The organism is Stenotrophomonas testudinis (assembly GCF_024499815.1).
Taxonomy (GTDB): Bacteria; Pseudomonadota; Gammaproteobacteria; order Xanthomonadales; family Xanthomonadaceae; genus Stenotrophomonas.
Genome location: NZ_JAMOKY010000001.1, coordinates 221242 through 247249 on the forward strand (window position 1 = coordinate 221242; position 26008 = coordinate 247249).

Annotated in this window: 24 protein-coding genes; 10 read left to right on the forward strand and 14 right to left on the reverse strand. The window is 68.6% G+C overall.

Annotated elements, in window-relative coordinates; genetic code table 11:
- Positions 1-32: 32 nt before the first annotated feature.
- Entirely contained in the window at positions 33-812 is a 780-nt protein-coding gene (locus NQ204_RS00955; RefSeq protein ID WP_256642818.1) for a polysaccharide deacetylase family protein, read from the reverse strand.
- A gap of 60 nt (positions 813-872) precedes the next feature.
- Between NQ204_RS00955 and grxD the strand changes: the two genes are divergently transcribed.
- A complete protein-coding gene (grxD, locus tag NQ204_RS00960; protein ID WP_108769965.1) occupies positions 873-1799 on the forward strand; it encodes a Grx4 family monothiol glutaredoxin in 927 nt (308 codons plus the stop codon).
- A gap of 68 nt (positions 1800-1867) precedes the next feature.
- Here grxD and NQ204_RS00965 read toward each other — a convergent pair whose 3' ends face one another.
- The 3 genes from NQ204_RS00965 to NQ204_RS00975 all read right to left on the reverse strand — a co-directional run bounded on the left by NQ204_RS00965 (position 1868) and on the right by NQ204_RS00975 (position 6786).
- The gene (locus tag NQ204_RS00965; RefSeq protein ID WP_116863844.1) at positions 1868-2407 is read right to left on the reverse strand and encodes a DUF924 family protein; all 540 of its coding nucleotides are present in this window, start codon (positions 2405-2407) and stop codon (positions 1868-1870) included.
- A 43-nt stretch (positions 2408-2450) separates the two neighbouring features.
- Positions 2451-3227: an AMP nucleosidase gene (locus NQ204_RS00970; RefSeq protein ID WP_079223275.1), complete on the reverse strand. Its 777-nt coding sequence runs from the start codon at positions 3225-3227 to the stop codon at positions 2451-2453.
- A 151-nt stretch (positions 3228-3378) separates the two neighbouring features.
- On the reverse strand, positions 3379-6786 hold the full coding sequence (locus tag NQ204_RS00975) for an autotransporter domain-containing protein (protein ID WP_256642819.1): 3408 nt from the start codon (positions 6784-6786) through the stop codon (positions 3379-3381).
- A 248-nt stretch (positions 6787-7034) separates the two neighbouring features.
- Between NQ204_RS00975 and NQ204_RS00980 the strand changes: the two genes are divergently transcribed.
- The 5 genes from NQ204_RS00980 (at position 7035) to NQ204_RS01000 (ending at position 11796) form a co-directional block, all read left to right on the forward strand.
- Positions 7035-8441 (forward strand): amidohydrolase, encoded by a 1407-nt coding sequence (locus tag NQ204_RS00980; RefSeq protein WP_116863842.1) that lies wholly within the window; start codon positions 7035-7037, stop codon positions 8439-8441.
- The gene (locus tag NQ204_RS00985) at positions 8441-9703 is read left to right on the forward strand and encodes an amidohydrolase family protein (RefSeq protein ID WP_256642820.1); all 1263 of its coding nucleotides are present in this window, start codon (positions 8441-8443) and stop codon (positions 9701-9703) included. Before NQ204_RS00980 ends, NQ204_RS00985 begins: the two co-directional genes overlap by 1 nt.
- Before the next feature lie 18 nt (positions 9704-9721).
- Positions 9722-10354, forward strand: coding sequence for a 2-hydroxychromene-2-carboxylate isomerase (locus NQ204_RS00990; RefSeq protein ID WP_256642821.1), 633 nt, complete (start codon positions 9722-9724; stop codon positions 10352-10354).
- Between the two features lie 92 nt (positions 10355-10446).
- Positions 10447-11388 carry a DegV family protein gene (locus tag NQ204_RS00995; protein WP_116863839.1) on the forward strand — a complete coding sequence of 314 codons (942 nt, stop codon included), beginning with the start codon at positions 10447-10449 and terminating at the stop codon, positions 11386-11388.
- 69 nt (positions 11389-11457) lie between these two features.
- The gene (locus NQ204_RS01000) at positions 11458-11796 is read left to right on the forward strand and encodes a hypothetical protein (RefSeq protein ID WP_116863838.1); all 339 of its coding nucleotides are present in this window, start codon (positions 11458-11460) and stop codon (positions 11794-11796) included.
- A 77-nt stretch (positions 11797-11873) separates the two neighbouring features.
- On the opposite strand, the gene NQ204_RS01005 is transcribed toward NQ204_RS01000, so the two are convergent.
- From NQ204_RS01005 to NQ204_RS01020, 4 genes are all read right to left on the reverse strand, one after another.
- Positions 11874-13289, reverse strand: coding sequence for an efflux transporter outer membrane subunit (locus tag NQ204_RS01005; protein WP_256642822.1), 1416 nt, complete (start codon positions 13287-13289; stop codon positions 11874-11876).
- Positions 13286-14323 carry an HlyD family secretion protein gene (locus tag NQ204_RS01010; RefSeq protein ID WP_116863836.1) on the reverse strand — a complete coding sequence of 346 codons (1038 nt, stop codon included), beginning with the start codon at positions 14321-14323 and terminating at the stop codon, positions 13286-13288. The genes NQ204_RS01005 and NQ204_RS01010 overlap by 4 nt, the downstream gene beginning before the upstream one ends.
- A gap of 26 nt (positions 14324-14349) precedes the next feature.
- The gene (locus NQ204_RS01015; RefSeq protein WP_343238406.1) at positions 14350-15864 is read right to left on the reverse strand and encodes an MFS transporter; all 1515 of its coding nucleotides are present in this window, start codon (positions 15862-15864) and stop codon (positions 14350-14352) included.
- Between the two features lie 223 nt (positions 15865-16087).
- Entirely contained in the window at positions 16088-16993 is a 906-nt protein-coding gene (locus tag NQ204_RS01020) for a LysR family transcriptional regulator (protein WP_256642824.1), read from the reverse strand.
- Between the two features lie 141 nt (positions 16994-17134).
- Here NQ204_RS01020 and NQ204_RS01025 point away from each other — a divergent pair, with 141 nt between their 5' ends.
- Positions 17135-17575 carry a universal stress protein gene (locus tag NQ204_RS01025; RefSeq protein ID WP_256642825.1) on the forward strand — a complete coding sequence of 147 codons (441 nt, stop codon included), beginning with the start codon at positions 17135-17137 and terminating at the stop codon, positions 17573-17575.
- A gap of 69 nt (positions 17576-17644) precedes the next feature.
- Positions 17645-17986 carry a hypothetical protein gene (locus NQ204_RS01030; RefSeq protein WP_116863832.1) on the forward strand — a complete coding sequence of 114 codons (342 nt, stop codon included), beginning with the start codon at positions 17645-17647 and terminating at the stop codon, positions 17984-17986.
- 62 nt (positions 17987-18048) lie between these two features.
- Here NQ204_RS01030 and NQ204_RS01035 read toward each other — a convergent pair whose 3' ends face one another.
- Positions 18049-19494, reverse strand: coding sequence for a GGDEF domain-containing protein (locus NQ204_RS01035; RefSeq protein WP_256642826.1), 1446 nt, complete (start codon positions 19492-19494; stop codon positions 18049-18051).
- Positions 19495-19693: 199 nt separating this feature from the next.
- Between NQ204_RS01035 and NQ204_RS01040 the strand changes: the two genes are divergently transcribed.
- The gene (locus tag NQ204_RS01040; RefSeq protein WP_256642827.1) at positions 19694-20557 is read left to right on the forward strand and encodes a PA4780 family RIO1-like protein kinase; all 864 of its coding nucleotides are present in this window, start codon (positions 19694-19696) and stop codon (positions 20555-20557) included.
- 92 nt (positions 20558-20649) lie between these two features.
- Here NQ204_RS01040 and fghA read toward each other — a convergent pair whose 3' ends face one another.
- The 4 genes from fghA to NQ204_RS01060 form a co-directional block, all read right to left on the reverse strand.
- Positions 20650-21480, reverse strand: a complete 831-nt coding sequence (gene fghA, locus NQ204_RS01045; protein ID WP_256642828.1) for an S-formylglutathione hydrolase — start codon at positions 21478-21480, stop codon at positions 20650-20652.
- A gap of 48 nt (positions 21481-21528) precedes the next feature.
- The gene (locus NQ204_RS01050; protein WP_116863828.1) at positions 21529-22638 is read right to left on the reverse strand and encodes an S-(hydroxymethyl)glutathione dehydrogenase/class III alcohol dehydrogenase; all 1110 of its coding nucleotides are present in this window, start codon (positions 22636-22638) and stop codon (positions 21529-21531) included.
- Between the two features lie 59 nt (positions 22639-22697).
- Positions 22698-22973, reverse strand: coding sequence for a metal/formaldehyde-sensitive transcriptional repressor (locus NQ204_RS01055; protein ID WP_256642829.1), 276 nt, complete (start codon positions 22971-22973; stop codon positions 22698-22700).
- 82 nt (positions 22974-23055) lie between these two features.
- Positions 23056-23964, reverse strand: a complete 909-nt coding sequence (locus NQ204_RS01060; RefSeq protein ID WP_256642830.1) for a LysR family transcriptional regulator — start codon at positions 23962-23964, stop codon at positions 23056-23058.
- 128 nt (positions 23965-24092) lie between these two features.
- Between NQ204_RS01060 and NQ204_RS01065 the strand changes: the two genes are divergently transcribed.
- Positions 24093-25196 (forward strand): alkene reductase, encoded by a 1104-nt coding sequence (locus tag NQ204_RS01065; RefSeq protein ID WP_116863852.1) that lies wholly within the window; start codon positions 24093-24095, stop codon positions 25194-25196.
- Positions 25197-25248: 52 nt separating this feature from the next.
- Here NQ204_RS01065 and NQ204_RS01070 read toward each other — a convergent pair whose 3' ends face one another.
- Positions 25249-25926 carry an SMI1/KNR4 family protein gene (locus NQ204_RS01070; RefSeq protein WP_256642831.1) on the reverse strand — a complete coding sequence of 226 codons (678 nt, stop codon included), beginning with the start codon at positions 25924-25926 and terminating at the stop codon, positions 25249-25251.
- Positions 25927-26008 lie beyond the last annotated feature (82 nt).

Sequence of the window (26008 nt, forward strand, 5' to 3'; positions counted from 1 at the left end):
CCGCTGCCCGGGCATGGCCCGGCGCTACCGCGCTACAGCGACGGCAATCGCGCCTTCAGCCCGCGCTGGTCCAGCACCTGCAGCACGCGCTCGATGATGGCCAGGTTGTGGCCATGTGCGGCACCTTCATGCAGCAGCACGATGGCACCGGGCTGCAGATCCGGCAGCAGGCGCGCCATCACGCCGTCGGGCGTGCAGCCCACGCCGTCATAGCCACGCGCGGTCCAACCCACCCGCACCAGCCCCAGCGCGGCCAGCACCGGCGCCACGAAGGGGTTGGTCATGCCCACCACCGAGCGGTACCAGCGCGTCGGGCGGCCGCTGACCGCCTGCAGGGCCTGGTGGCAGCCTTCGATCTCGGCACGCATCGCCGCCGGCCCCAGCCGCCAGAAGCGGATCTGCGGGTGGGTGTGGCTGTGGTTGCCGAGGTCGTGGCCGCGACGCAGGATCGCCTCCACCAGGGCCGGATGCGCCAGTGCGCGCTCGCCGACCAGGAAAAAGGTCGCCTTCGCCTGGTGCCGGTCGAGCAGATCCAGCAGCGCCGGGGTCTCCTCGCTGGGGCCATCGTCGATGGTCAGCCAGACGCTGTCGTCCGCACCGGGCAGGCGGTCCAGCACCGGGGTGTAGAAACGGCTGTTGGGCAGGAACACGGGCACCATGAACAGTGCGTGGCTGGCCACCATCAACGGCAGCCCCCAGTGCCAGCCGGCCAGCACCCAGACCAGGATCACCGCCACCTGCGACGCCACCAGCCAGGGCAGCCAGCGCCACGGCCGGGTCGGGATGCGATGCAATGTTCCTGCGTTGGTCATGCCCCATGATGCCATGGGGCGTAGAATGGGTGATTCGAATTTACGGACCCTAGACTGCCCATGTCCCTCGATCCCGCCCTGCGTTCGCGCATCGAATCCCTCCTCAACGACAACCGCGTCGTGCTGTTCATGAAGGGCCAGCCGTCGATGCCGCAGTGCGGCTTCTCGGCCAAGGCCGTGGGCGCCCTGCAGGACCTGGGCGTCGATTTCGCCCACGTCAACGTGCTGGCCGACCAGGAAATCCGTGAAGGCATCAAGGCCTATGGCGACTGGCCGACCATCCCGCAACTGTATATCGACGGCGAACTGGTCGGTGGCAGCGACATCATCCTGCAGATGGCCGCCAGCGGCGAACTGAGCACCGTGCTCGGCCTGGCCGCACCGGACCGCACCCCGCCGCGCATCACCGTCACTCCGGCCGCCGTGGAAATGCTGAAGGGCGCGCTGGCCGATGCCCCGGGTGCTTCGCTGCAGCTGACCATCGACGCGCGTTTCCAGCCGAACTTCCAGCTGGCCCCGCACGATGACAGCGCCATCGCCGCCGAATCCAACGGCCTGCGCGTGCAGTTCGACCTGTCCAGCGCGCGTCGCGCCGACGGCATCACCATCGACTGGGTCGATGACATCCGCGGCAAGGGTCTGGCCATCGACAACCCGAACGCGCCGAAGCCGGTGCAGGAAATCAGCGTGCGTGACGCCGACGATCTGGTCCGCGCCGGCAACGTGACCCTGGTCGACGTGCGCCCGGCCGACGAACGCGCCATCGCCGCGGTCGGCGTGCCGTTCAAGAGTTTCGACGGCAACGGCCGCGCCGAGCTGGAAGGCCTGCCCAAGGACACCCCGCTGGCCTTCCTGTGCCATCACGGTGGCCGCAGTGCGCAGGCTGCCGAGCAGTTCCGCACCCTGGGCTTCACCAAGGTGTTCAACGTCACCGGTGGCATCGACGCCTGGTCGGACGAAGTGGACAACGGCGTGCCGAAGTACTGATCGGCCAGCCCCCGCACGAAAAACGCCGGCAGACGCCGGCGTTTTTTTTATCCACGCATGGCGTGGATCTACCCCGCAAACCCGCCTTCGGCGAGGAAATCCAGTTCTTCCGGGCTGGGCATGCGGCCCAGCACCGCGTTGCGGTGCGGGAAGCGGCCGAAGCGGCGGATGACGTCGCGGTGGACTTCGGCGTACTGCAGGTATTCCTTGTCGCCCAGTACGTCGAACATGGCGACCGAACGATCCTGGTCGAACGGATCTTCGGAATGCTCGAACGGCAGGTAGATGAAAGCACGCAGCTTGGGCACCAGCTGCAGGTCCAGGCCTTCCTCGATGGCACGCATGGCGTAATGCCGGGCCAGGCCATCGGTGGCATAGGAATGGGCGGTGCCGCGGAAGCAGTTGCGCGGGAACTGGTCCAGCAGCAGCATCAGCGCCAGCGCGCCATCGGAACTGCCCAGCCAGTGTTCGCGCCCACGCGACGCCGCCGCATAGTGCTCCTCCAGGAACCGCTCGCGGAACCGCGCGTCGAACGCGTCATCGCGGGCGAACCACTTCGCCGGGCCCGCCTCGCTCCAGAATTCCACCACTTGCGCGGCAACGTCCATCACCTGCTCTCCAGGGCCGGCGCCCGGCGCCAGACCATCATCATCATTCGTCAAAGCGCAGGTGGCGGACCGACTTGCCGTTGCGCCGGATAAGCTTAAGCGCCTCGATACCGATCTGGATATGGTTTTCCACGAACTGGGAGCTGACCTTGGCATCGGAGGCCTCGGTCTTGACCCCGTCGGGGATCATCGGCTGGTCGGACACCAGTAGCAGGGCCCCGCTGGGGATGTGGTTGGCAAAGCCGGCGGCAAACACCGTGGCCGTTTCCATGTCGATGGCCATGCAGCGCATCGCCCGCAGCCGCTCCTTGAAGGCCTCATCATGCTCCCAGACCCGGCGGTTGGTGGTGTAGACCGTGCCGGTCCAGTAGTCGTGGCCCAGGTCGCGGATCATCGTGGACACCGCCCGCTGCAGGGCGAAGGCCGGCAGCGCCGGCACTTCCGGCGGCAGGTAGTCCCCCGAGGTGCCCTCGCCGCGGATGGCGGCGATCGGCAGCACCAGGTCGCCCAGCTGGTTCTTGCGCTTGAGCCCCCCGCACTTGCCCAGGAACAGCACCGCCTTGGGCATCACCGCCGACAGCAGGTCCATGATGATGGCGGCATTGGGGCTGCCCATGCCGAAGTTGATCATGGTGATGTCGTCGAAGGTGGCGCTGGCCATCGGCCGGTCCAGGCCGACGATGGGCGCCCCGGTCAGCTCGGCGAAGGTATGCAGGTAACCGCCGAAGTTGGTCAGCAGGATGTGCTGGCCGAACTGGTCCAGGGGCACTCCGGTATAGCGTGGCAACCAGTTGTCGACGATTTCCTGCTTGCTCTTCATGGCGCATCCGCTACGGCGTGGGGCCGCTATTGTAGGCGCGTGTCCGCCGGCCTTCACCTGGCCCGGCAACAAAGAAGGGCGACCCTGCGGCCGCCCTCCTGGGGATTCCCGGCGCGTCCTGCCCGGGAACCGTTACTGCCGCGCCGGGCGCTTAGAAGCGCACCGACCAGCGCAGGTTGGCGCCGTGGTCACGGCTCTCATCACCGTACTGGCCGCTGTAGCCCAGTTCCAGCTGCTGGCGCTCGGTCAGCCAGGCCGACAGGCCCAGCTCCGCAACCACCGCACTGTCGGCGATCGGCGCACCGCTGACCACGAACGCATCGCTGCCGCTGGCGAAGGCCAGCGATGCCGACGGGTCACGGTCGCCGCTGGCCCGGCGGTAGCCCACCGCACCGGTCACATGCAGCCAGCTGTCCTGCTGGAACGAGGCCTTCAGGCCCTTGTCGAAGCGCACACCGGCCGTGGCCACGGTGGTGCGGGCGTCGTCGACCCGGCCCTGCAGGGCGGCGGCACCGCCGCGCTCGTCGATGTGCTTGGTGTCCACTTCCACGCGGGCCACCTGCAGATACGGCTCCAGGCCGGCTTCACGGCCACCGAAGCGGTAGGCCGCTTCGACGAACGCCTGGCGGGTACGGGCGTCGTAGCGGGCGCTCAGCGTGTCGGTGTAGCCAGAGAACGCCAGCTCGCGGGCGCTGTCCACGTCGTGGTTGCTCACCGCCAGGCCGCCACGCAGGCCGAACCCGCCCCAGTTGTGGCTGGCGTACGCGCCGAAGTGGGTGTTGTCGATCTTCGAGCGCGCACGACGGCCCTGCTGCTGCTTCACGTCGGTACGGCCGGTACCGGCCAGCACGCCCACCTGCCAGCCGCCGAACTCGCGGTCCACGCCGACCAGCAAGCCGTTGTTGTTGGCCTGGGTGCGGGCGGTGTTGGCGTTGCCGTCCAGGGTGGTGCTGCCGCCGATGGCCTGCACCCAGACGCCGGTCGCGTCGGCATCGCTGGCGCCCGGTGCGGTGGCACCGGCACGGCGCGACAGCGCGGCATCACGCACGTTCCGGCTGCTTTCCACCAGCGCTGCCGCGGTGGCTGCGTGCAGCTCGCCGCTCAGGCCGTCCAGCGCCGCACCCACCTGTTCCGGGAACAGCAGGGTCAGCGGACGCGGCAGGCCCTGGCCGACGGCCAGGGTGTCGGCCACGCCAGCCACGGCGCGCTGGTTGGCGGTGGTGGCGGCGGTGGCCAGTGCGGCGCCTCGGGCCACCTCGATCCGGGCACCGGAGGCGCCGTAGACCAGGCTGAACTGCATGAAGGGCGAGAACGCGCTGAAATCGGTGGTCGCGAACTGCCCGATCGTGCCGCCATCGGCCTGCAGGAAGTTGAACTGCTCACCCAGGTAGTAGGTGCCCGCTTCCGGCAGTGCCACCAGCGAGCCGCCGAGGGTGGCGGTGCCGGTGACGTGCAGCAGGTCGCTGCGGCCGCCCGGGGCCAGTTCGGCCTGGTAGACGCCGCTGGCGGTCTGCACGTAGTCACCGTTGATGGTCAGCGTGCCGATCGAGTTGCCCGGCGCGATGATGCCGGACACGGTGGTGTCGCCCAGTTCGCCCACGCACTTCAGCGTGCCCTTGGCGCCGACGAAGGTCTGGCCGCCGGTCTGCACGCCGTTGAACGAGACCACGCCGCCGGACACGCTCAGGTCCGAGCCGTCCAGCACACCGGTGCTGGTGACGAAGCTGACGCCACCGTTGGCGTTCAGCGCGGTGCTTTCCAGCGTGCCGTTCAGCACCAGGCTGCCACCGGTCACTTCCACGGCGCTGGTCAGCGCGTTGACGCCGTCCAGCTCCAGCACACCCTCGCGCACCACGGCGCCGTTGAAGCTGTTGTCGCCGCTCAGGCGCAGCCAGCCGATGCCGCTCTTGGTCAGCTTGCCCGGGCCGCCGATGTCATTGGTCCAGTCGTCCCATGCATCGCCTTCCCACACCTTCAGGCCACCTGCCTTCTGGTTCATCACCACGTCGGTGTCCACGCGCAGCGAGCCGTAGCCCTCGATGGCCTTGGCCAGGTCCATCATGCCCCAGCCGTAGACATCGTCCACGCCCTCGGCGCCGAGGTCGGTGGCCGTGGTCAGCAGGATGTCGCGCACCTGCGCGCTGTCTAGGTACGGGAAGCGCTCGAACAGCAGGCCCAGTGCGCCGGTGACGTGCGGGGCCGCCATCGAGGTGCCGGTCATCCAGCCATAGCTGTAGGTCGGCACGCGTTCCAGCACTTCCAGCAGCACGTTGCCGTTGCCGCCGTTGACCAGCTGCGCGTCAAGCGCCGAATCGCTGCCGTAGACGGTGGACAGGATGTCGGTGCCCGGCGCGGCCAGGCACCAGTTGGCACTCAGGCCGCAGCGGTTGGAGGAGCTGTCCAGCACATAGCTGCCCGGCGCCACTTCGGCCACGTTCACCACGCTCAGCCAGTACGGCTCGATGTCGGCGAAGGCGCGCGGCAGCGTGGCGTAGATGCCGGCGATCGGCGCGTCTTCCGCCTCGTCGGCGTAGACCTGGTTGTTGCCTGCGGCCCACACCTGGATCATGCCGTTGCTGCGCGAGCCTTCGGCGAAGATGTCCAGGTAATCCATGTTGTATTCGTACAGGCCGTCGACGTCTTCCACGGTCGTCGGCTCGTTGCTCAGGCCCCAGCTGTGGTTGAGCGCACGCACGCCCTGCTCGTTCATCTGCGCGTACATGCTTTCGAAGGCCGTGCTGTCCGGGCCCACGCCGCCGACGGAAACCACCTGGTAGCCGGCGGCGGTACGCGCCCACACCTGCGCGCTGTTGAAGAACAGCTTCGCCACACTCAGGTCGGCGCCGAAGGCCACGCCATGGGTGCCGTTGCCATCGCGGTTGGCGGCGATGGTGCCGGCCACATGGGTGCCGTGGGTCTGGAAGGAAATGCCCGGCTGCACGTAGCGCGGGTCGGAAATGATGATGTCGCGGATGTTCTGCGGGACGCTGGCGTCGAACGCGGTGTATTCGATCGAGACATCGTCACCGTCGCTGCTGAAGCAGGCATCCGGGCCGTCGATGAAACCGGTGTTGCCGCACAGGCTGCCGTCTTCCAGCAGGTCGGCGATATGGATGCTGCGGTGGTCCTTGCCGGCGAACTCGTCGTGATCCAGGCCGCTGCCGCTGTCGAACACGCCCAGGCGGATGCCCTTCCCGCTCAGGCCGCGGGCATAGGCGACATCGGCATTGATCGCGCCCAGGCCCCAGTCGTTGTTGAACTCGCTGGTACGCCAGCTGGCGGCATCGCCGGCCTGGCCCATGATCGGCTCGGCGGCTTCATCGCCTGCAGCCGGGGCGAAACCCGACGACGGGACGGCGGTAGAGGCCAGCGACGGGGCGGCGAAGGCAGCCTGCAGGCTGCGCTGGAACTGGTAGCGCGACAGCTCGTCACTGCTGCCCTGGGCCAAGGCCGGCAGCGAGGCGGCCACCAGCAGCGAGCCGACAATGGCCGAAGCCAGCGGCGAGGGCAGGAAGGCGCGGCGTGCAGCGGCGGTACGGTACGACGTGGAAACGCTCATCAACAGGTACGTCCTTGAATTCCATGAAAAGTACAGTTGCCAGCCGCGTGCGTCGGCACAGGGCTGCCAGCAAGGGGGGAGCCACACGCTGCTGCGTTCATTGACGGCAGGTGTCATTAAAAATTAATGCTTCGTTCACAATTTCTGTATAGGGAAATTCCTACATCCGCCCCTGCCCAACGTCACTTGGCAACTGCCCCCGTTGCCGGATAGCGTCGGTGGATTCACGCGCCTGCCAGGGAATCTGCATGCCATCCACGCTGTTGCGCACCGGGCTTGGCCTGGCGTTGGCCTCACTGAGCACCGCACCGGCGGTGGGCGCGTCGCGCTTCGTCGCCGACCCCTACCCCAGCACCTACCAGGCCCATCCCGACGGCCCGGTGCTGATCCAGAACGCCACCGTGCTGACCGGCACCGGCCAGCGCCTGGAGCATGCCGACGTGCTGCTGCGCGACGGCCGCATCGTCGCCGTCGGCCCGCAGCTGCAGGCCGATGCTGACATCACCCGCATCGATGCGCAGGGCAAGTGGGTCACCCCGGGCCTGATCGACGTGCATTCGCACCTGGGCGTCTACCCCAGCCCGGGCGTCAGCGCGCACAGCGACGGCAACGAGATGACCGCGCCGGTCACCGCCAATGTCTGGGCCGAGCACTCGGTGTGGCCGCAGGATCCCGGCTTCACCGCGGCCCTGGCCGGTGGCGTAACCAGCATGCAGGTGCTGCCCGGCTCGGCCAACCTGGTCGGCGGCCGCGGCGTGGTGCTGAAGAACGTGCCGGCCACCACCTATCAGGCGATGAAATTCCCCGGCGCGCCGTGGGGCCTGAAAATGGCCTGCGGCGAGAACCCCAAGCGCGTCTACGGCGGCAAGGGCACCGCCCCGGCCACGCGCATGGGCAACGTGGCCGGCTACCGCGCCGCCTTCATCGACGCGGCCGACTACATCGCCAAGAACAACCCGAAGCCGGCCAAGCGCAAGGGCTGGTTCGGCAGCGACAAGGGCGACAGCGCCGGTGATGCCGGCGGCAAGCGCGACCTCAAGCTGGACACGCTGGCCGGTGCCATCCAGGGCGACATCCGCGTGCACATCCACTGCTACCGCGCCGACGAGATGGCCACCATGCTCGACTTGGCCAAGGAATTCGGCTTCAAGGTGGCCGCGTTCCACCACGGCGTGGAAGCCTACAAGCTGGCTGACCGGCTGGCCGCCGATGGCGTCTGCGGTGCGCTCTGGGCCGACTGGTGGGGCTTCAAGATGGAAGCCTTCGATGGCATCGCCGAGAACATCGCGCTGGTCGACCGGCCGAAGAACAGCTGCGCCATCGTCCACTCCGACTCGCCCGAGGGCATCCAGCGCCTCAACCAGGAGGCGGCCAAGGTGATGGCTGCGGCGCGCCGCGCGCGCATGCCCGACATCGCCCCGGAACACGCGATCACCTGGATGACCGCCAACGCCGCCAAGGCGCTGGGCATCGAAGGCCAGACCGGCACCCTGGAGGCCGGCAAGATGGCCGACGTGGTGGTGTGGAACGGCAATCCCTTCAGTTCGTATGCGCTGGCCGAGCAGGTCTTCGTCGATGGCCGGCGGCTGTATGACCGCGGTGCGCCTGCGGCGACGCCGCGTTCGGATTTCCAGCTTGGCCAGGAGGTGCGCTGATGGGCGCGTTGAACAAGCGTCGCCGGGCATGGCCCGGCGTTACCGTGGTCGCGCTGCTGTTGCTGGCAACCGCGGCTTCGGCGCAGGACCTTCTGGTACGCAACGCCACGGTGCACACCGCCAGCGCGCGCGGCAGCCTGCAGAACACCGACGTGCTGGTGCAGGGCGGCATGATCCGCGCGGTCGGCCCCGGCCTGGCGGCACCGGCCGGCGTGGCCGTGGTGGAGGCCAACGGCCGTCCGCTCACACCGGCCCTGTTCGGCGGCATCACCGAGATCGGCATCGAAGAGGTCTCCGGCGAATCGAGCACGGTGGACAGCACGCTGAAGATCGGCGAGCAGCCGCTGCGCCCGGAATTCGACGTCACCCTCGCCTACAACCCGGCCTCGGTGCTGATTCCCGTGGCGCGCCTGGATGGCATCGGCTTCACCGCGCTGGGCGCAGCCACCGGCGGTGGCTTCGTGGCAGGTCAGGGCGGCGTGATGCGCATGGATGGCAGCGCCGACCCGATCGGACCGCGTGCGCTGTTCCTGCGCCTGGGCGCGGCCGCTTCGGAACTGACCGGACAGTCGCGCGCGGCGCAGTGGATGCTGCTGCAGCAGATGGTGGACGAAGCGCGCGGCCAGGTCGCCGCCGATTCGCCGCATGCCCTGCTGACGCCCGCGGGCCGCCGCACCCTGGCCCGCTACCTGGCCGGCCAGGGCCGCATCGTGGTGGAAGTGGACCGTGCTGCCGACATCCGCCAACTGCTGCGCTGGGCGGCGCGCGAGAAGGTGAAGATCGCCATCGCCGGTGGCGCCGAGGCCTGGCAGATGGCCCCGGAACTGGCAGCCGCGCAGGTGCCGGTGTTCGTCGATGCGCTGGGCAACCTGCCCACCAGCTTCGACCAGATGGGCGCCACCCTGGAAAACGCCGCGCGCCTGCAGCGTGTGGGCGTGCCGGTCAGCTTCGCCCAGCGCGACGATGCCTCGCACAACGCGCGCAAGATGCGCCAGCTGGCCGGCAACGCGGTGGCCAATGGCCTGCCCTGGGCCGATGGCCTGGCCGGGCTGACCCGGGTGCCGGCACAGGTGCTGGGCGTGGCCGACCAGATCGGCACCATCGAACCGGGCAAACGCGCCGACCTGGTGCTATGGGAAGGCGACCCGCTTGATGTGGCGCACTATGCCGAACAGGTCTGGCTGGGAGGCCGCGCGATGCCGATGCGCTCGCGCCAGACCGAACTGCGTGACCGTTACCTGCAGCACAACGCGCAGCCCTGACCCCCGAGGAATCCGCCGATGCCGACCCTGCGCTGGTACTTCGATTTCGTCTCGCCCTACGCCTACCTGCACTGGCAGAAGGTCAAGCAGCTGCCGCAGTTCGCGGCCATCCAGCCGGTACCAATCGCTTTCGGCGCGGTGCTGCACCACCTGGGCAACCTCGGCCCGGCCGAGATTCCGGCCAAGCGTCGTTTCATCTACCGGCAGCTGCTGTGGACGGCGCAGGCCGAAGGCACGCCGCTGCGCTTCCCGCCCGCCCATCCGTTCAACCCACTGGCCGCGCTGCGCCTGTGCCTGGCCGCCGGTGCCAGCACGCAGGCGGTGGATGTGCTGTTCGACTGGATCTGGCGCGAAGGCAATACCGGTGACAGCGCCGAAACGCTGCGCATACCGGCGGCCCGGCTGGGCATCAACGACGTACAGGCGGCCTGTGCCGAGCCGGCGGTGAAGGAACAGCTGCGCCGCAATACCGAGGCCGCGATCGACGCTGGCCTGTTCGGCGTGCCGACCCTGTCCATCGACGGCGAACTGTTCTGGGGCAACGATGCGCACCCGATGATGGCCGCCGTGCTGGCCGACCCCGGCCTGCTGCACCGTCCGGACTGGCAGGCCGTGGTAACGCTTCCAGTAGCGGTGCAGCGCAATCGCTGAACAGGCAGTGGCGTGATTCCCTCGCGCGCCCCGCATAAAATTGAGATAGCTTTCACATTCCGAACCTACAACCGCCCTGGAGGGGGAGCCGGATGCGCATCGGAATCGTTGTCGATTCGGCCTGCGACCTGCCGCAGGATTTCATTGCCGCGCACAACATCGTGGTGCTGCCGATCACCGTGCGGATCGGCGAAGCGGTGCTGGCCGACCACCGCGACGAGCAGGCGACGCTCAGCTTCCTGCACGCCCACGTGGCCGAGCATGGTGCCGAAGCCGAGACCATCCCCTTCAGCGTCAACCAGATCCGCGATCTGTTCCTGCAGCAGCTGGTGATCGATTACGACCACGTGTTCTGCATGACCATCACCAAGACGCGCAGTCCGATCCACGACAACGCGCTGCAGGCCAGCTTCGCCATCCTCAACGACTACAAGCCGGTGCGCCAGGCGGCGGGCTACAACTCGCCGTTCGCGCTGCGCGTGCTGGATACCCAGAACCTGTTCGCCGCCCAGGCGGTGACCGCGGTGGAGGCGGTGCGGCTGCGCGACAGCGGTGCCAGCGTGCAGCAGATCCGCGAGCGGCTGGAGGAGCTGTTCGGCAACGTGCACGGCTACATGGTCACCCGCGACCTGTACTACATGCGCGCCCGCGCCCGCCACAAGGGCGACCGCAGCGTCGGCCTGCTCAGCGCCGCGCTGGGCAGCGCGCTGGACATCAAGCCGGTGCTGCACGGCTACAAGGGCGAGACCGGGCCGGTGGCCAAGATCAAGGGATTCGACAACGCCGTGCAGAAGCTGTTCGGCGTGGTCGGCCAGCGCGTGCGCAACGGCCTGATGACCCCCACCGTCTGCGTCAGCTACGGCGGCGAGCTTGAGGAACTGCGTGCCCTGCCCGGCTATGCCGCGATGAAGAACCTGTGCGCCAGCCACGGCGTGGCGGTGTACGAGTCGGTGATGAGCCTGACCGGCATGGTCAACGTCGGCAAGGGCGCGGTGACGATCGGCTTTGCCGATGGGCCGCATCGCTTCGAGTAAGCCGTTCTGGCGTACACAAGCATTGCACTGCGGCTGTGCCAGCCTTGCCACACCTCAAGGAGACGAACCATGCCTGCGCAGTACCACATCAGCCTGCCCGACCCGTCCAAGGCCCGCGGCAACGACTCTGACCTGTCCTTCCATTCGCAGAGCGCCGGCGGTTTCGCCGAGGAGCTGCAGGACGCCCTGCGCAGCGGCACCCTGTTCGAGCGCTGGAAGGCCAAGCAGCCCGACCCGGACGCAGTGGAACCGCAGTGGGGCGTGACCGACCCGGACGCCACCGTGACCGGCGAGCAGAAGGACCTGCGCATCAACCTGGTGGCCACCACCCGCATCGACAGTGATGTGTTCAAGCAGCGCCTGCGCCTGCTGGCCGGCCACCACTGGGAACTGCGCGACGTGCGTTGAGGCCCCCGCACCCGCCGGGCATGGCCCGGCGCTACCGCCACCATGGGTAGCACCGGGCCATGCCCGGCGTTTTCATGTCATTGCCAGCCACCGCCCAGCGCGCGGTACAGCTCCACCCGGGCGATGGCGGCCGTGGCCTGGCTGTTGGCCAGCGCGGCCTGGTTGTCCAGCGCGATGCGCTGGGTATTCAGCACATCCAGCATGTCCACCACGCCGGCCTGGTATTGCCGCCGCGCCGCGCCGAGGGCGGTTTCGCTCTGCGCAACGGCCGCCTGCAGCTGCGTGCTGCGCTGCTGCTCGGCCGCGTAACCGTCGATGGCATCATCCACTTCATGCCAGGCCTGCAGCACCGTGCGCTGGAACTGCAGCGCGGACTGCTGCTGTTGCAGCCGGCTCAGCGCCAGGTTGGCCTTCAGGCGCCCGCCCTGGAAGATCGGCAGGCTGATCGACGGCCCGATGCTGAAACGGTGTGCATTCCAGCCGTCCAGGTCATCCAGCTGCTTTGCCTGGAATCCCGCATCGCCATTCAATGTGATGCGCGGCAGGAAGCTGGCCTTGGCCACGCCGATGTTCGCGGTGGCCGCGTGCAACGCCGCTTCGGCGCGGCGGATGTCCGGTCGGCGTTCGGCCAGTTCGCTGGGCAGCCCCACCGCCACCGGCGGCAGCACCGGCCAATCGGCACGCACGTCCTGCAGCTGCGCATCCAGCGCCTGCGGCGGCCTGGCCAGCAGGAACGCCAGCGCATTGCGCAGCTGCGATTGCCGGTGCCGCAGCGGCGCGATGCGTGCCTGCAGCGCGGCCACCTGTGCCGCCGCACTCGATACCTGCAGCGTGCTGGCCACGCCTTGGCGCTGCCGCGCTTCGGTCAGCCGCTGGATGTCGGCGGCGATGCCCAGGTTGTCCTCGGTGATCGCCAGCAGCTGCGAGGTCGCGCGCAGCTGCAGGTAGGAACGCGCGGTTTCGGCCAGCAGCGCGATGCGCACGGCATGCGCATCCTCCTCGGCCATCTGCACGCGCGCATCGGCGGCTTCCACCTGGCGGCGCACGCGCCCCCACAGGTCCAGTTCCCAGCTCAGGCCGATGCCGGCCTGGAACAGGCCGAAGTCCTCGCGGCCCGCATTGCCGGAGGGATCGCTCAGGCCCACCTCGCTGTTACGCGCACGCACGCCACTGACGCTGGCCGCCACCGAGGGCAGCCGGTCGGCCGCGCTGATGCCACGCGCCGCGCGGCTCTGCTGCACGCGGTTGGCCGCCAGTTGCAGGTCCAGGTTGGACTGCAGCACCTGCTGCGCAAGCTGCCCCAGCAGGGGATCATCGAAGCCCGCCCACCACGTCGCATCGTCGTCGAGGGTCGCAGTGGCCACGGCGTCACCCTGCCATTGTGCCGGCAGCTGGGCCTGCGGCCGCACGTAGTCCGGCCCCATCGTGCACGCCGCCACGGCCAGGCACAGCGCCGCACTGGCAAGCGTCTTCATTGCGCGACGCGTGCTCATGCGCCCTCCCCGCCCTGCAGGTCCACGCGCGCTTCCACCGACATGCCGGCGCGCAGCTGGTCCAGCAGCGGCTGGCCCGGTTCCAGCACGATCTTCACCGGAATGCGCTGCACCACCTTGGTGAAGTTGCCGGTAGCGTTCTCCGGCGCGACGGCGGCGAAGGTCACGCCGGTGGCCGGGGCGATGCTGTCGATGTGGCCGTGCAGGCGCGTGCCGGGGAACACGTCCACCGTCAGCTCCACCGGCTGGCCGGCGTGCATGCGGGTCATCTGCGTTTCCTGGAAATTGGCGACCACGAAGGCGCGCTGCAGCGGCACCACGGCCGCCACCGCCGTGCCCGGCGTCAGGTAGGCACCGACGCGTACCGCGCGGCGGCCGACCACCCCGTCGATGGGTGCACGCAGTTCGGTGTGCGAAAGATCCAGTTCCGCCCGCGCCTGCGCCGCTTCGGCGCGCTGCACGGCGGCCTGCGCCGACTGCACGCCGGCAGCGAGGATACCGGTGCGCTGGCGTGCGGTGCTCAGTGCGGCTTGGCCCTGCTGCACGTGCGCGCTGGCCACGGCCTGCTTCGACTGCGCCTGCTGCGCGTTCTGCACCGTGCCGGCGCCATCGCGGGCGAGTTCGCGGTAGCGCTGCTGGTCGGCGCTGGCCAAGGTCAGTTCGGAGCGGCTGACATCGACGCTGGCGCGGGCCTGTTCGATCAGCGAGCCCTGCTGTGCCAGCGCGGCCTGCGCATTGGCCAGCTGCGCGCGCGCATTGGCCAGGTCGGCGCGCGCCGCCTGCAGCGCCACCTGGTAGTCGCGGTCGTCGATGCGGGCCAGCACATCACCTGCTTTTACTTTCTGGTTGTCCTGCACCTCGACGCTGCTGACGAAGCCAGCCACCTTCGGTGCGACCACGGTGAAATCAGCATTGACGTAGGCGTTGTCGGTGCGCTGGTAGCGGCCGTCGCGCAGCAGCAGCCAGCCGCCGATGGCCAACGCCAGCACGCCCAGCGCAAGGCCGGTATTGAGGGTTGTCTTGTTGAGGCTCATGCGGGGGAGTCCTTGAAAAGTGGGAGTCAGGCCACGGCACGTGGCGGATGGACGCGGGTCGCCCACGGCAGCAGCGGCAGGCAGCCCAGGGCCACCAACGCCACCAGCCAGTACAGGTCGGCCGAGGTCAGCGCCTGTACCTGGGCGTGCAGCCGCGCGGGCAGATCGGCACTGGCCGGCAACCACGGCTGGTTGCCCAGGTGGTCCACCAGTGCGGTGGAATGCAGGTGGCGCCGCGACTGCCCGACCGCATCGAGCACGCCGCCGGCGAACACCGCGGAGAAACCCTTGACGGTGTTGAACCAGGCCGAGGCGAACGGACCGTCCTGCGGTGCCAGGCCGGTGGTCGCCAGCAGCAGCAACGGCAGCACCGCCATCGGCTGTGCCACCACCTGCAGCAGCTGCACCCACAGGAAGTTGTCGCGGTTCCACTGCACGTCCAGGTGCGCGCCGAGGAAGCAGGCCACGGCCAGCAGCAACAGTCCTGCCGCCTGCACCCAGCGGCAATCCACCGCACGCTGGTTCATCAGGGTGGCCACCAGCGGCAGCGCAATGACCTGCGGCAGCGCCACCCACAGCAGCATCGGCGCGGTCTGCAGCGGGCGGTAGCCCTGCACGCTGGCCAGGTAGCCGGAGGGAATGGAAATGACGGCCAGCAGGACGAACAGCACGCCCACGCAGGTCACCAGCGAGTAGCTGAGGTTGCGGTGGGCCAGCAGCTGCAGCTTGAAGAACGGCAGCGGGTGGAACCATTCGTTGATGAAGAACAGCACCAGCAGGCCGCTGCCGCCGCCCAGCAGCACGGTGATCAGCGGCGAATCGAACCAGTTCAGGCGCGCGCCCTGGGTCAGGCCCAGCACCAGCATGACCAGCGCGGGCAGCCCCAGGGCCAAGCCCACGCCGTTGAACTGGGCGAAGCGCTCCAGCCGCAGTGGGTCCTGCGGCAGGCCCCAGCCGACCATCGCCATGCCAGCCACGCAAAACGGTACGATCTGCCAGAACGCGAACTGCCAGCCCGCGTGCTCGACCCACAGCGCGGCCAGCGGCGTGCCCATGCTTGGCCCGAAGGTGGCGGTCAGTGCATAGCCGGCCAGGCCGTACAGCTTGATGCCCGGTGGCAGGAAGCGCAGCGCCACGCTCATCAGCAACGGCGGCAGCGCGCCACCGGCCAGGCCCTGCAGCGCGCGCAGCAGCAGGAAGGTGGGCAGGTCCGGTGCCAGCGGGCACAGCACGCCCAGCAGCATGAAGGCGGCAATCATCACCAGGGCGAAGCGGCGCAGCGAAAAGGTCATCGCGCACCACGGCGCGAATGCCATCGCACTGACCGACATCGCGCTGTACACGCTGATGATCCAGCTGCCGTCATCGACGCTGAAGCCCATCGCGCCGCGGATGTCGGCCAGCGCGACCTTGGTGATGTTCTCGTTGAAGCCCGACACCAGCACCACCAGCAGCACGCCGCACAGGCCCACCACGATGCGGCGGTCAAAGGCGGGGGCAGAGGGCGCGGCGGGGGCCCGGGGCAAGGCGACCGCGCTCATCGGCAGCGGCCGATCCGTGCAGCGCACGGCAGGTGAAGCGACATGGCGTGCGCTCGGTGACGGTGGGGAGCGCAGTCTAGGCAGGCCCACTGCTGCGAAAAATGGCGTGGGTGCGATGCCAGCCGTGCGCCAGACGCACGGGTTCAGGTGCCAGGGCTGATTTCATGTGGGTGCCGACCGTTGGTCGGCACGCCCTTCGATGCAGCCGAGCGTTGGCTCGGCTCTACAAGTCGGCGTCGCACATCGACTTGATCGCGCGGCGCAGCCAGCGGTGTGCCGGATCGTTGTCCATGCGCGGGTGCCAGGCCTGCACCAGGGCCACCGTCCGCACCGGTACCGGCAGCGGGAACATGCGCAGCGGCAGCCCCATGTAAGCGATGCGATCAAGCATGACGCTCGGCATCTGCGGCAGCACCAGGTCCGACGCGGCCGCTGCGAAGATAGCGCCATGGAAGGTGGGGATCACCATCGCCACCCGTCGGGCCAGGCCCATCTGCGCCAGCTCATCATCGATCGGACCATGGGCGATGCCCCGCCGCGAGACGGCGATGTGGTCGCAGGCGGCGAAACGCTCGGCGGAGATGTCCCCGTCGAACAACGGATGATCCTCGCGGGCCGCGCCCAGCAGCGCCGTGGTGAACAGGTTCTGCACCTTGGTCTCCGGCGCATGCTTGCCGGCCGTGCTGATGAACAGGTCGATCCGGCCCTGCACCATCGCATCATCGTCTGTATCGCCTTCAGGCATGAAGCGCAGCGTGCAGCGTGGCGCCTGCTGGCGGAACACCTCGCGCAGGCGGCCGCCGTAGCTGCCGATGAACACATCGTTGGCGCGGATGCTGAAGGTGTGTTCCAGGGTTTGGATGTCCACTTCGCGGCCGTCGTGGAACACCCGGTACGCCTGCTCGATCACGTCGCGCACCTGTTCGCGCAGCTCCAGCGCACGCGGGGTCGGTGCCAGGCCGCGGCCGGCGCGTACCAGCACCGGGTCGCCCAGCGCGTCGCGGATCCGTCCGAGGGTGCGGCTCATGGCCGGGGCACTGAGGTTCATGCGCCGTGCCGCGCCGGCGACGCTGCCTTCGTCCAGCAGGACATCCAGGGCGAGCAGCAGGTTCAGGTCAGGCAAGGGCATGGCAGTCTCCAGCAGATGGAATGACTCTACGACACCCTTGGCCAAAGTCGATTGCATCCCGTGCAGGTATTGCCTGCGCCGCACGGCATGGGTGCACGGCGCGGCATGGGCGACCATCACCGCCTGCCAAGGAGCCTCCCCATGTTCACCACCCTGCTGGTCGCCCTCGATGGCGGCCCCCAGCACGACGCCCTGCTGGACCTGGTCACCCACGTTGCCGGCCCGCGCAGCCGCATCCACCTGCTCTGCGTGATCGACCCGGAGTTTGCCCTGCCCGCCGATGCCAGCGACGCCGACCGCCGCGAATACCCCGCCGCCGAACGCCAGCGGGCGAAGGCTGAAGGCCTGCTGCAGGACGCCATCGCACAGCTGCGCGAGCGTGGGGTGGATGCCCGCCCGCTGCTGCCGGCAGGCGATCCCGCCGAGGTGATCAGCACCCAGGCGCGCACGCTGGGGGCCGACCTGATCGTGATCGGCCATCGCCACCTGTCGCGGCTGCAGCGGCTGCTCGACAGCTCGGTGGCGCAGTGGACGCTGGACCACGCGCCGTGCCCGGTGCTGGTGGAAACGCGCGGCGGCTGACATCGCGCACGTTGCCCGCACGGTGCCGGGCCGCTATTGTTGTCCCATCAACCGAGACAAGGATCTGTCATGCGCAAGACCTTGATCTGTACCGGCCTGCTCCTGGCAATGTGTGCCGGCAGCGCCATCGCCAAGGAAGTGCCGCGCATCGACGCGAGCAGTGATGAAGCGGCCAGCAGCAGCTTCGCGGCCATGATCGATGCCCTGCCTGCTGCCAAGCAGGCGGAGCTGGCCGTCGCGATGCTCAAGCTCAACATGCGCGGCGTGAATAGCGCTTACGATCTCGTCGGCAGACCGGATCCGTCCATCGTGCCGATCAAGGACGATGTGAGCGGCATGACCGCCGCGGAGATCATCGCGCTGGCGCAGGATGCAAACGACGTCAAGATTGTCGACGTCACTGCCAACTGACATGCCACGCACAGACCCGGCTTCGTTGCCGGGCCTGTGCTGATCGCCAGGCCGGCAACGCCTCAGCAGTCGATCACGCCTTCCTCGCCGCTCTCGTCGTCCAGCACCCGTGCGTGCAGGGTCACCTGGTTGCGGCCGGCGCGCTTGGCGGCGTACAGGCCGGCATCGGCATCGGCCAGCAGCTGGTCGGCGCTGGCCGTGGCCGGCGGGTGCAGGTAGGCCACACCAATGCTGATGCTGACCGGGCCTTCGGGCAGGCTCAGCGCTTCCACCGCCATGCGTAGCCGCTCGGCCAGCGCCAGCACGCCCGACAGCGGACTGCCCGGCACGATCACCGCGAATTCCTCGCCGCCATAGCGCGCCACGCTGTCGGCCGCGCGCCCGGCTGTGGCCTGCAGCACCGCCGCCACCGCACGCAGGCAGCGGTCGCCGGCCGGGTGGCCGTGCTGGTCGTTGAATGCCTTGAAGTGGTCGATGTCCACCAGCAGCAGCGCCAGCTCGGTGCCGCTGCGGCGGGCGCGGTTCCACTCGGCCTGCAGCACGGTGTCGAACTGCCGCCGGTTGGCCACGCCGGTCAGGCCGTCCTGCCGCGCCAGCTGGTCGAGGGTGGCCTGGCCTTCCAGCAGATCGATCTGCAGCAGGGTGCTGCGCAGGCCGAAGCCCAGCGTGGCCACCACGAACCCGGCCACCGCCAGCGGCCGCGCGTGGTCCACCACCAGGGTGCCGACCACCAGCAGCAGCAACGGCAGGATCATCGGCCCACCGGCCTGCACCAGCCGCGACAGGCGCGGGTGCAGCACGTGCCCCGGCACCGGGGACTGGCGCAGGGCCAGCACCGCCAGCAGCAGGAACGGCACGTCGATCAGCAGGTCGTTGTAGGCACCGAAGGACTGCTCGGCGGTGTAGTGGTTGATGTAGTACGCCACCACCAGGTAGCCCAGCGCATACAGCGCCAGCGCACGGAAGAACGCACGACGCTCGGGCACGTCGCCGGCCAGCCAGCGCACCACCGCAAAGGCAGCGATGCACAGGTTCTGGATGTCGAACATGTGCTGCATGTTGGCCAGCGCCCCGCTGTCGATGTCGATGCGGTCGGCGAAGGACTGGGTGTGCACGAAGAACAGCACGCCCAGCAGGGCGGCCATCAGCCCGTCGATGAGGCTGATGGTCCAGCGCTCGCGGCGTGCCCGGGCCAGGATGAAGACCAGCGGCACGCCGTACAGGACATACAGCAGCAGACTGGCGCTGGGGGTGATGTTGGAGCGGCCAGCGCTGAGCGCATCGACCATGTTGAAGCCCATGCCACCGGCCCACAGCAGCAGGGCCAGCGCGGTGGCACGCCAGCCCAGCGCCGCACGGTCGCGCTGGGCCCGCCACAGGCAGGCGGCGGCAGCCAGCAACGGTGCCGCGGTCAGGAAGGCGAATGACCCGCCACCGGCCGTCCCAGGCCAGAACGCCACGACCAACCCGTGCCACAGCACGTACAGCAGCGCCAGCACGACCGGCATGCACTACCCCCCCATCCGTAAGGCCGTATGCGCGCACCATAGCGCAGCGCGCGGCCACTGCGGCGTGATCCGCTTTGGAAAAAGCGGATCCGCGACGCTCGTGGGCCCACCGGGAGGCCGCTGGGCAGCCGCGACCCGTAAATGCGAAAATCCCCCCCATCCCAGCGAGCGCCTACGCGCCGGCCGCCCCCGAGATCCCGTGAAAACCCCCGAAGCCCTGCGCGCGCTGATCGACGACGGCGTGATCGATGAAGTACTACGCCCGCTCAAGAGCGGCAAGGAAGCGGCCGTGTACGTGGTACGCAGCGGCGACGAGGTGCGCTGCGCCAAGGTCTACAAGGACATGGCCCAGCGCAGCTTCCAGCAGCGCGTGCAGTACCAGGAAGGGCGCAAGGTGCGTGGCAGCCGCGAGTCACGTGCGGTGGGCAAGGCCAGCAAGTACGGCCGCAAGCAGCAGGAAACGGCCTGGAAGAACACCGAGGTGGACGCGCTGTACCTGCTGCGCGACGCCGGCGTGCGCGTGCCCGAGCCGTTCGGCTACTACCACGGCGTGCTGGTGATGGAGCTGGTCACCGATGCCGAGGGTTTCTCCGCCGCCCGCCTGGGCGAGGTGGTGCTGGAGCCGGAACAGGCCCGCCAGTTCCACCAGACCCTGGTCCGGCAGGTGGTGCGCATGCTGTGCTGCGGCCTGATCCATGGCGATCTCTCGCCGTACAACGTGCTGGTCGGTCCCGATGGCCCGGTGGTGATCGATTTCCCGCAGGTGGTCAGCGCAGGCGGCAACAACGCCGCGCGCAGCATGCTGCTGCGGGATGTGAACAACCTTACCGCCTACCTGGGCCGTTTCGCCCCCGACCTGCTGGACACCTGGTATGGCGAGGAAATGTGGGCGCTGTTCGAGGCGGGCAACCTGCTGCCGGACAGCGAGCTGACCGGCACCTTCGTGCACGATGAATCCACCATCGACCTGGACAGCGTGCGCCACGCCATCAACGATGCGCGCGAGGAAGCCCTGATCCGCCAGCAGGGCCGTGAAGCGGCGGAAGAAGACGACGACTGGTAGAGTCGAGCGTTGCTCGACTGCTCCTGCAAAAACAGTCGAGCAACGCTCGACTCTACGGAAAGGCAAGCCGAGCATAGGCTCGGCTCTACAACTCAGGCGTGCAGCGCGCGGGCGTGGTGGGCGATGTGCTCGCCGATGAAGCTGGCGATGAAGTAATAGCTGTGGTCATAGCCCGGCTGCAGGCGCAGGGTCAGCGGGTGGCCGGCGGCCTCGCAGGCCTGCTGCAGGCGTTCGGGCTGCAGCTGGTTCTGCAGGAACTCATCCGCATCGCCCTGGTCGACCAGCAGCGGCAGGCGCTCGCTGGCGGTGGCCACCAGCGCGGTGGCATCCCACTGCGCCCACTCGGCCGGGTTGTCGCCCAGATAGGCAGTGAACGCCTTCTGGCCCCACGGCACCTGGCTGGCCGCGACGATTGGCGAGAACGCCGACACGCTGCGGTAGTGGCCCGGGTTGCGCAGCGCCAGCACCAGCGCGCCGTGCCCACCCATCGAATGGCCACTGATCGCCCGCGCATCGCTGGCCGGGAAGTTCGCTTCGATCAGCGCCGGCAGTTCGTGCACCACGTAGTCATGCATGCGGTAGTGCTCCGCCCACGGCTGTTCGGTGGCGTTGAGATAGAAGCCTGCGCCCTTGCCCAGGTCGTAGCCTTCGGCATCGGCCACGTCATCGCCGCGCGGGCTGGTGTCCGGCGCCACCAGGATGACGCCATGTTCGGCGGCGTAGCGCTGCGCGCCGGCCTTGGTGATGACGTTCTGCTCGGTGCAGGTCAGGCCGCTCAGCCAGTACAGCACCGGCAGCGTCTGCGTGGCCGCCTGCGGCGGCAGGTACACGGCGAGCTGCATGTCGCAGCCGAGCGTGGTCGAGTGATGGCGATAGACGTCCTGCCAGCCGCCGAAACAGGCGCGGTGTTCGATGCGTTCCATGGAGTGCTCCCAGCGGCGGCAGGCACGCGGCCTGCCGCCTGGCGTGATTCAGAAGTGGACGACCGAGCGGATCGACTTGCCTTCATGCATCAGGTCGAAGGCTTCGTTGATCTTGTCCAGGTCCATGGTGTGGGTGACGAACGGGGCCAGTTCGATATTGCCCTTCATCGCGTCTTCCACCATGCCCGGCAGCTGGCTGCGGCCCTTCACGCCGCCGAACGCGGTGCCCATCCACTTGCGGCCAGTGACCAGCTGGAACGGACGGGTGGAGATTTCCTGGCCGGCACCGGCCACGCCGATCACCACGCTCTGGCCCCAGCCACGGTGTGCGCATTCCAGCGCCGCACGCATCACGCTGGTGTTGCCGATGCACTCGAAGCTGTGGTCCACGCCCCAGGTGGTCATTTCAACGATGACCTGCTGGATCGGCTTGTCGAAGTCCTTCGGGTTGATGCAGTCGGTGGCGCCGAATTCGCGGGCCAGCTCGAACTTGGACGGGTTGGTGTCCACCGCGATGATGCGGCCGGCCTTGGCCTGGCGCGCACCCTGGATGACCGCCAGGCCGATGCCGCCCAGGCCGAATACGGCCACGCTGTCGCCTTCCTGCACCTTGGCGGTGTTGTGCACCGCGCCGATGCCCGTGGTGACGCCGCAGCCGAGCAGGCAGACGTGTTCCGGGTTCGCTTCCGGATTGATCCTGGCCAGCGAGACGTCGGCCACCACGGTGTACTCGCTGAAGGTCGAGCAGCCCATGTAGTGGTAGATCGGCTCGCCGTTGTAGCTGAAGCGGCTGGTGCCGTCGGGCATCACGCCCTTGCCCTGGGTGGCACGCACCGATACGCACAGGTTGGTCTTGCCGCTCTTGCAGAACAGGCACTCGCCGCACTCGGCGGTGTACAGCGGAATCACGTGGTCGCCCGGCTTGACGCTGGTCACGCCCTCGCCCACTTCCACCACGATGCCGGCGCCTTCATGGCCCAGCACCACCGGGAACAGGCCTTCCGGATCATCGCCGGACAGGGTGAACGCATCGGTGTGGCAGACACCGGTGTGGGTGATCTTGACCAGTACTTCGCCGGCCTTCGGCGGGGCGACGTCGATCTCGACGATCTGCAGCGGCTGGCCGGGACCAAAGGCGACGGCGGCACGGGATTTCATGGCGGACTCTCCAAAAGACAGGCAGTAACAGGATGGGCGGCGCTATGTTGCGCCGTTGTCTATTTCAGGTACGAGCGGATCAAACCGCTCATCTCGCGCACGCGTTCGGCGCGTTGTTCATCGGAGGTGGCCGGCTGGCCGAATTCCTCGCGCAGGTGGGCTTCCATCACCTCGGACATCAGCCCGTTGACCGCGCCACGGATGGCCGCGATCTGCTGCAGCACCGGCCCGCAGTCGGCGCCTGCCTCCAGCGCGCGGTCCAGCGCATCGCACTGGCCGCGGATGCGGCGCACGCGGGCCAGGACCTTTTTCTTTTCTGCGGGGGAATGCGGCATGGCGGGCCACCTGCGGAACTATACTGGGGGATAGTATACACGTGCGGCGCCGGTGCTCAATCCGCGGGGCGTTCCAGGGCATTCAGTCGAACGCACCCGCCGCGGCCAGCCGGGTCAGTTCATCCACCACGAAGCGCACTTTCGGCCGCAGGTGGCGGGTCGGCGGCCACAGTGCGTGAATCTCGATATGCCGCTGCATGCACTCGTCCAGCACCGATTGCAGGGCACCCGACTGCAGGTGCCGACGGACCAGCGAGACCGGCATCTGGCAGATGCCAAGCCCTGCGATGGCGCCGTCGATCACCGCATCGCCATCGTTGAGCTGGTGGGTGGCCTGCGGAATGAAGGTGCCGCCCTCGCCGTCCGGGCCGATCCGCCACGCCATCGGCTGGCCGTGGCGGTAGCCGACGATGCTGCGGTGCTGACGCAGCTCGTCCACGCTGCGCGGCACGCCGTGCGCCTGCAGGTAGGACGGCGCGGCGCAGGTGACCAGGCGCTGGGTGCCCAGCCGGCGCGCCACCAGGTGCTCTGCCTGCTGCAGGCCACCGAAGCGGATCAGCAGGTCTATGCCTTCCTCGATCGGGTCGACGAAGTGGTCGGTGAAGGTCACCGTCAGCTGCAGGTCGGGGTACTGCTGGCAGAGCTTCAGCAGCACCGGCATCACCACCAGGCGGCCGAAGGACGAGGGCATGTCGATGCGCAGGCGCCCGCTGGGCAGGTGCGCGGCCGAGCCCAGGCAGGCCTCTGCGGCGGAGATCTCATCCAGCGCGGCCGCGCACGAGGCGTAATAGGCCTCGCCGTCGGTGGTCAGCGAGATGCGCCGGGTGGTGCGATGGAACAGGCGGACACCCAGCCGCGCCTCCAGCCGCGCGATGGCCTTGCCCACCGCCGAGCGCGAGATGCCCAGCGCCTCGGCCGCTTCGGTGAAGGTGCTGGCACGGGCCGTGGTGACGAAGGTCACCAGGCCGTTCAGGGATTCCACGGGCAGCATCTGCAGCTTCCATTGGGGACACCATGTCCCGCCAAATGGGAAATCGAAGCTCTTTATGTGCCTCGATGTCAACTCCATCCTGTGTGCATGGCGCCGCGGGCGCCCTCCCCCACACCGAGATGACCGAGATGACCGACCTGCTGTTCCGCCCCTTCGACCTGGCGGGAACCCCGCTGCACAACCGCATTGCCATGGCGCCGATGACCCGTGCCCGCAACCCCGGCGCCGTGGCCAACGAGCTGACCGCGCAGTACTACCGGCAGCGCGCCAGCGCCGGCCTGATCATCAGCGAAGGTACGCCGGTCTCGCCGCAGGGCCAGGGCTACATCGACGTGCCGGGCATCTGGTCAGCCGAACAGGTGGCGGGCTGGAAGCTGGTGACCGACGCGGTACACGCCGCGCAGGGCACGATCTTCGCCCAGCTGTGGCACGTCGGCCGCATGTCGCACAGCTCGCTGCAGCCCGACGGCGGCCAGCCGGTCAGCGCCGGTACGCGTGCGGTTGGCAGCGACCCGCGCAACTTCGCCTTCGTGTACCTGGATGACGGCAGCCGCGGCCGCGTCGATCCGACCCCGCCGCGCGCCCTGCGCACCGACGAGGTACCGGCCATCGTCAGCGACTTCGTGCGTGGCGCGGAAAATGCCATCGCCGCCGGCTTCGATGGCATCGAACTGCACGCCGCCAACGGCTACCTGTTCGAGCAGTTCCTCAACCCGCTCACCAACGATCGGCAGGACCTCTACGGCGGCTCGCTGCGCAACCGCGCACGACTGATCCTGGACACCGTGGATGCACTGGCCGCGAGCATCGGCGCGCACCGCGTCGGCGTGCGCCTGGCACCGAACAGCCAGGTCTTCGACATGCCGGCCTATGCCGAGAACGAAGCCAGCTACCTGTACCTGGCCGAAGAACTGGGCAAGCGCGGGCTGGCCTACGTGCATCTGAATGACAACTACCTGCGCGGCGAGCGCGCCATCGGCGAAGACTTCCTTAAGGCCTTCAAGCAGGCGTACGGCGGCACCGTGCTGCTGGCCGGCGGCATGACCCGTGAGTACGCCCTGCGCCTGGTCGACGAAGGCACGATCGACATCGCCGCCTTCGGCCAGCCGTTCATCGCCAACCCGGATCTGGTCGAGCGCCTGCAGCAGGACATCGCACTGGCCGCGCCGGATCGCGACACCTACTACGGTGGTGGCCGCGAGGGTTATCTGGATTACCCGACGGCGAGCTGATCGATCATGGGGTCGGAGCCCTTTCCAACGGAAAGGGATCCGATCCCTGCCTTCAAGCGCCCTCGCGCACGTAGGCGAACGACTCGTCCAGCCGCGGGAAGCCGATCACCTGCTTCACCAGCGCCTGCGCTTCCTCGTCGGTGATCCGCCCTGCGGCGACGTCATCGGTGCGCGCGAACAAGTCCTCCAGCGCCGTCGCCTGGTCGTCGCGCAACCAGCCGCGATGGCTGCCCAGCCAGGCCTGCAGGTTGGCGGCCAGATCACCTTCGACCAGCGTCGTGTACTCCGCTTCCAGTTCCGTCACCGCTTCCACCATCTTGCGGAACAGGAAGTCCTGCAGGTTGGCGGCCAGCACGTCGGCACGGTCGTCGTCGTGCCGGACCAGCAGCACCGGCGCTTCGGCGAACCCCGGCGCGTTGGTCCAGAAGCAGTAGGTATCGCCGGCACCACTGCGCGCGAACGGCAGCAGCTGCAGGTCCTCGCGCAGCGGGTTGTAGTGGTCCTCGGCGGTCAGGTCTTCCCAGGCTTCGCGCAGTTCGCCCCGTTCGATCGGCTCGAACTCGTTGGCGTGCAGCAGCAGCGGCGGCTGTGCCAGCAGGGTGGGAAACACCTCGAGGAACCACGGGTTACCCAACGCGCCCCAATCCGCGCGACCCTCGGCGGCGATCTGATGAAACAACGGCGGAAAGGCCTGGCCGGTGGCCTGTTCGATATCCGAAAGTGCGCTCATGAAGGTCCCTGTCGATAGCAGCCCTCTACCTTGCCTGAATCCCGCCGACAGATGAACCGGCATCCCGCTGCGGCACGTCTAG

What these genes read in the sequence shown, in the direction of transcription:
- NQ204_RS00955 (WP_256642818.1), bottom strand. Translation starts at nt 812, where the DNA reads ATGACCAACGCAGGAACATTGCATCGCATCCCGACCCGGCCGTGGCGC.
- grxD (WP_108769965.1), top strand. Translation starts at nt 873, where the DNA reads ATGTCCCTCGATCCCGCCCTGCGTTCGCGCATCGAATCCCTCCTCAAC.
- NQ204_RS00965 (WP_116863844.1), bottom strand. Translation starts at nt 2,407, where the DNA reads ATGGACGTTGCCGCGCAAGTGGTGGAATTCTGGAGCGAGGCGGGCCCG.
- NQ204_RS00970 (WP_079223275.1), bottom strand. Translation starts at nt 3,227, where the DNA reads ATGAAGAGCAAGCAGGAAATCGTCGACAACTGGTTGCCACGCTATACC.
- NQ204_RS00975 (WP_256642819.1), bottom strand. Translation starts at nt 6,786, where the DNA reads ATGAGCGTTTCCACGTCGTACCGTACCGCCGCTGCACGCCGCGCCTTC.
- NQ204_RS00980 (WP_116863842.1), top strand. Translation starts at nt 7,035, where the DNA reads ATGCCATCCACGCTGTTGCGCACCGGGCTTGGCCTGGCGTTGGCCTCA.
- NQ204_RS00985 (WP_256642820.1), top strand. Translation starts at nt 8,441, where the DNA reads ATGGGCGCGTTGAACAAGCGTCGCCGGGCATGGCCCGGCGTTACCGTG.
- NQ204_RS00990 (WP_256642821.1), top strand. Translation starts at nt 9,722, where the DNA reads ATGCCGACCCTGCGCTGGTACTTCGATTTCGTCTCGCCCTACGCCTAC.
- NQ204_RS00995 (WP_116863839.1), top strand. Translation starts at nt 10,447, where the DNA reads ATGCGCATCGGAATCGTTGTCGATTCGGCCTGCGACCTGCCGCAGGAT.
- NQ204_RS01000 (WP_116863838.1), top strand. Translation starts at nt 11,458, where the DNA reads ATGCCTGCGCAGTACCACATCAGCCTGCCCGACCCGTCCAAGGCCCGC.
- NQ204_RS01005 (WP_256642822.1), bottom strand. Translation starts at nt 13,289, where the DNA reads ATGAGCACGCGTCGCGCAATGAAGACGCTTGCCAGTGCGGCGCTGTGC.
- NQ204_RS01010 (WP_116863836.1), bottom strand. Translation starts at nt 14,323, where the DNA reads ATGAGCCTCAACAAGACAACCCTCAATACCGGCCTTGCGCTGGGCGTG.
- NQ204_RS01015 (WP_343238406.1), bottom strand. Translation starts at nt 15,864, where the DNA reads ATGAGCGCGGTCGCCTTGCCCCGGGCCCCCGCCGCGCCCTCTGCCCCC.
- NQ204_RS01020 (WP_256642824.1), bottom strand. Translation starts at nt 16,993, where the DNA reads ATGCCCTTGCCTGACCTGAACCTGCTGCTCGCCCTGGATGTCCTGCTG.
- NQ204_RS01025 (WP_256642825.1), top strand. Translation starts at nt 17,135, where the DNA reads ATGTTCACCACCCTGCTGGTCGCCCTCGATGGCGGCCCCCAGCACGAC.
- NQ204_RS01030 (WP_116863832.1), top strand. Translation starts at nt 17,645, where the DNA reads ATGCGCAAGACCTTGATCTGTACCGGCCTGCTCCTGGCAATGTGTGCC.
- NQ204_RS01035 (WP_256642826.1), bottom strand. Translation starts at nt 19,494, where the DNA reads ATGCCGGTCGTGCTGGCGCTGCTGTACGTGCTGTGGCACGGGTTGGTC.
- fghA (WP_256642828.1), bottom strand. Translation starts at nt 21,480, where the DNA reads ATGGAACGCATCGAACACCGCGCCTGTTTCGGCGGCTGGCAGGACGTC.
- NQ204_RS01050 (WP_116863828.1), bottom strand. Translation starts at nt 22,638, where the DNA reads ATGAAATCCCGTGCCGCCGTCGCCTTTGGTCCCGGCCAGCCGCTGCAG.
- NQ204_RS01055 (WP_256642829.1), bottom strand. Translation starts at nt 22,973, where the DNA reads ATGCCGCATTCCCCCGCAGAAAAGAAAAAGGTCCTGGCCCGCGTGCGC.
- NQ204_RS01060 (WP_256642830.1), bottom strand. Translation starts at nt 23,964, where the DNA reads ATGCTGCCCGTGGAATCCCTGAACGGCCTGGTGACCTTCGTCACCACG.
- NQ204_RS01065 (WP_116863852.1), top strand. Translation starts at nt 24,093, where the DNA reads ATGACCGACCTGCTGTTCCGCCCCTTCGACCTGGCGGGAACCCCGCTG.
- NQ204_RS01070 (WP_256642831.1), bottom strand. Translation starts at nt 25,926, where the DNA reads ATGAGCGCACTTTCGGATATCGAACAGGCCACCGGCCAGGCCTTTCCG.